The sequence below is a fragment of the Acidithiobacillus sp. genome, assembly GCF_023255755.1.
Classification (GTDB): domain Bacteria; phylum Pseudomonadota; class Gammaproteobacteria; order Acidithiobacillales; family Acidithiobacillaceae; genus Acidithiobacillus.
On sequence record NZ_JAGDVS010000167.1, the window covers coordinates 1 to 4,136 of the forward strand.

The following is a 4,136-nucleotide window of genomic DNA, read 5'->3' on the forward strand; positions in this document are numbered from 1 at the left end:
TCACCTCGGTTTCCTTGGCCTATCCCACGCAGTACGCTGCCACTTTATGTAGCAGGCATTTTCGTGCCTCTCCCGCAGCAGCCAATCTTCAGGAAGCACAGGCCGCCATGACGGCGACCGCAATGCCTGGTTTCGGTTATAACCCGTCCTTGGAAGCGATGGTAAAGGACTGGCACGCCAATACGGTACGCTTCAACCTCAGCCAGGGAGCACTCCAGTACGAATATACCCATGGGCTTTCTGCCTACACTGACATGGTGCGCAACGTGATTGAACAGGCGCGAAGCGCCGGCCTTATTGTTATCTTGTGTATGCAAACCGAGCGATACAGTTGTACGCCTTATGAGGATGGAGGACTCCAGAAGCTGCCCGATCTCCGGACCGAACAAGCCTGGAAACAACTCCTGGATTCGCGTTTGACGCATGATAAGGGCGTGATACTGGAAGTCTTTAACGAGCCTTCAACGACTCGCGCATGCGATGACGGTACCTTCAGGCATCCTGACTGGAAATCCTGGGCGCGTGGCTGTGGCAGAGAGCCCGATCAGGGCATGCTCACGGTAGGGAGATGGCTTCGTCAGCAAGCTCCAGAAAATGTCCTTCTTTTCATGGGTGACGGTGTGGATTTTGGTTTCTCCGGCTTCACTGTGCCGCATGGAATGCCGCCTAACTCAGCCTACAGCGTGCATCCCTATCAGTATGTGGTGCGCGGAAATCTAACCGACAGTATCCACGCATGGAATACACGGTTTGGAAATCTGGCAGTCAGTGGACACGCCGTCATCGCTACAGAATGGGACGAGGGCCTCAAACATTGTCCGAATGATCCGAATCAGACCATCACCCGATACTTTATTCAGCGATATCTCCCAGCGCATGCTATTGGGATAACCGTTTACGGATGGGATGCCCCTGTTCAAGCGCCTGGTTATATTGTCAACAGCTACAACTACCCCGGAAATACGGCCACGTATCAATTTGTAGATCCTAATTCTGATGGATGTGGCCATGACGCAGGGAGGATCCTACAAAAGACATTCCGGGCTGAAGCTGTCCAGTGATGATTTCCAATGAAAAGCAGAACAGATGACGTTCCATCCGATAATAATCAAAACTAGTCCACCTGTAATTCACGCCCCGGATCATGGGTGTCGACAATGTTCAGCCCATGGGCTACGTGTCGATTCGACACCGAAACCACCACTCCGTCCCAAGGAATATTCAAAGTTATCGAAAGGCCGCCGTTCGAAATGGTGACGTCCTTTCCTTTCGGCCCAGGTCGAAAATAACTCCCGTAAGCCTCGGCCGGAATGCCCGCAAATATCCAGATCACACAAGCAATCAACAAGCACGCCTTACTTATACCTCTGCTGAAATAAGCACTCCTTTTGCTCGACTTTTCAAGTAGGTATTGATTTCCGCCGAGATATAGTCCTGAAATTCATTGTGGTTTGGTCTTTTCATATATGTATGACTTGAGAGTCATGGTCTATTACGGTGTATGGGCATTTTCTGAAATTAAAAGACGCTTCGTTACTTTTCAGTAAAATCACTGAATCATGAAGGCATCAACCCAGAGCACGGTTCGCTGTCTCTGGGTTGATGTATGCTTCAGACCATCCTGCCCGCATGGTGACTTAAAACTGCATACCCAAGCCCACATCGCCGCGAAGAATATTCGGCGCGCCTCGCTGTGTAAAATCATCATCATGTAATCCGACGTACAGGGAGACATTGGCCATTAGGGGATAATAGGCGTTCACCCCCATTTGTAGAAGGTCTGAAGTGCGATTGAAAGTGGTTGGTGCGAATCCAGAGAGATGCTGGGTTTCCGAAATACCGCCAAGGTATCCGACATATCCGGTGAAATTGACGCCTGGCAGAGATGCTGCCGCATAAAGACCACCACCCAGACCGTTGGTGCTCAGCGAAGAGTGAGAGTCATAATAGGCATTGGACTGTGCAAAGCGGTTATACTCATAGCCGACATAAGGCCCGACAGCCAGGATATTGCTGGCGTTGAAAAGATAGCCGAGCTTGAGCCCAATGGTGTTGGTATTGCCACCGGTGTAACCCTGGTAGGTAGCCCCGAACTCATGGCGGTATTTCGCCGTGCCGAACAATCCACCATTGTAAAGGCTGGCCCGTAGACCGAGTCCACCGTTGGTGTTCCCATACCGATTGGTGGCCCCTTGTACATTGCCGGAAACACCAACCTGATTCATGACGCCATATACGGACGCTTCTGCGCCCAGGGGTAATGCCAGTGCGAGGGTCAATGCGGTAAGCCATATTTTTTTCTGAATCATCGGAACACTCCTGTTGGTTGAGTCAAAAAACAGCCGGAAAGTGATGGCAGGACTTTCGAAGTCACACCGTTACGATCAAGCCACTCGGGATAGACAAGAAGTAGGCAATCTCCCTGTCGAGTCCAGAGACTAAGACAGCAGAATTTATGCCAAAGGTTCCCGTGGGATAGATTTTTCATGTAATCAGTGGCCTGCGCCGTCTGCTCACGAAATGGTGCGACTAGATGGCCCTTTCTTCAGCAGGTCTGTTGTACTTTAGCGACAATATGACTCTATAGCGTCCCTGTTGTATGCCCTTACCATAAAAACGGATCTCTTCTCTTCTGGAATCGGGCACGGCTCAGTATGTCGCTTCTGTCGCAAGATCCTTCCGCTGTGCTGGAACGCTTATTGCTTTCTCAATATTGGAAAGCGCTACACAAGTCCGAAAAGCGTGACCGCAAAGCGGAAAGGAGGTATGCACATTTTTATACCGTAACCCCTGAGCCATTTGTTCGGGGAAAGATAAAAAACCGATCTTCCTACAGGAGAACCGTATGTTCCATGAAATGGAGTCACTGAAGCGCCGTAAAGTCTGGCAACCAGTTTTACGTGTAGCGACCTTGTTCGGCACCTTGATGGCGTTGGCGGGATGTTATGCCTATCCCCCTGGACCGCCTCCGGGCCCTGGCGGATATTATGCGCATCCTGCACCGCCCCCACCCCCACCGCCGCCCGGAGGGCCAGCGGGTCCCGGGGCGTATTACCAGCAACCGGGGCCGCCGCCCCCGCCACCCCCTCCGTGAAGGATTTTATGGGCGCGTATGTCTTGTAAAAGTCAGACAATTTTTCTGTAAACAGGTCTAAAAAAAGCCCCATTTTTCTGAAATGGGGCTTTTCCTCCGGTCATGAATCAGGATTTCAGTGCATCAAAGCGCCGGTTGCTGCTCCTGCTGCACCGCCCACTGCGGCCCCTACGGCCGGATTGCCACCCACAACAGCACCCAGCACTGCACCGCCCGCAGCACCGATAGCCCCACCACTCAGTGCGCGTTGTCCTGTGGGGCTCATATTGGCGCAGCCAGTCATGGCGATCAGACAAAAACCCAACGCCAGAACTTTTAACCCGTACCGGTGATGACCGAATTTTAATCGAAGGGGATATTGCATGGGGATTAGGCTCCTTATGGTGTAGTAGTGGAAGGGGATCCGGATAGTTGTTCCACATCCCGGGTTGCCTGAAGAATTTCTTGTCGGGCAATCCGATAGGACGTTCCAGAAAGCGGTTTGGTGCATAACGGCTGTACGACCGCCTGAATTTGGTCAAGGTCGTCGCTTTGACCTTCTGCGTGCGGCCGTTTTGTCAGCTTTTGTTGCAATAGACGCACCTGCGCCTGGTATTGCTGGCAATCGCGCTGTAGTCCTGATGTTCTCTGGATTGGATGCGTGGGCGCCAAGATGGTTGAGGCGGGTGGATAAGGTAAGATCTGTTCAGGCCGATAGTGCGTCGACGCAGGTGTTGGGGGTGGGGCAGCTATCGTTGAGGCGCAGCCGCTCAACAATAAAGTGCCCGCAATCAGCCAATAATACGGCCTTTCTCTTATCCTGTTTTGCAAATACAAGCAACATTCCTACCAGGGAGTAGATACATAACCCACTACAGGCGTGGGAGCCGCGTAATAGCCGGATGGAGGCCCGGGTGGGGGCGGTGGTGGCGGCCCTCCCCAAGGCCCGGGTCCCGGTGGAGGCGGGCCTGGTGGAGGCGGTCCCGGTGGCGGTGGAGGTGGCGGCGTATCAGGTAATAACTTAATCGTAGTGACTTGCTTTTTATGCACGGCACCACCTGAC

At 52.6% G+C, this 4,136-nt stretch carries 3 protein-coding genes; 1 reads left to right on the forward strand and 2 read right to left on the reverse strand.

Annotated features, from left to right (window positions below):
- A partial coding sequence (locus tag Q0C48_RS11760) for a cellulase family glycosylhydrolase (protein WP_291524572.1) occupies positions 1–1,061 on the forward strand: 1,061 nt, incomplete at its 5' end.
- Between the two features lie 576 nt (positions 1,062–1,637).
- On the opposite strand, the gene Q0C48_RS11765 is transcribed toward Q0C48_RS11760, so the two are convergent.
- Both Q0C48_RS11765 and Q0C48_RS11770 read right to left on the reverse strand, forming a co-directional pair.
- Positions 1,638–2,309 (reverse strand): hypothetical protein, encoded by a 672-nt coding sequence (locus Q0C48_RS11765; RefSeq protein WP_153940478.1) that lies wholly within the window; start codon positions 2,307–2,309, stop codon positions 1,638–1,640.
- Between the two features lie 900 nt (positions 2,310–3,209).
- Entirely contained in the window at positions 3,210–3,458 is a 249-nt protein-coding gene (locus tag Q0C48_RS11770) for a YMGG-like glycine zipper-containing protein (protein WP_010636705.1), read from the reverse strand.
- Between the last annotated feature and the right edge of the window lie 678 nt (positions 3,459–4,136).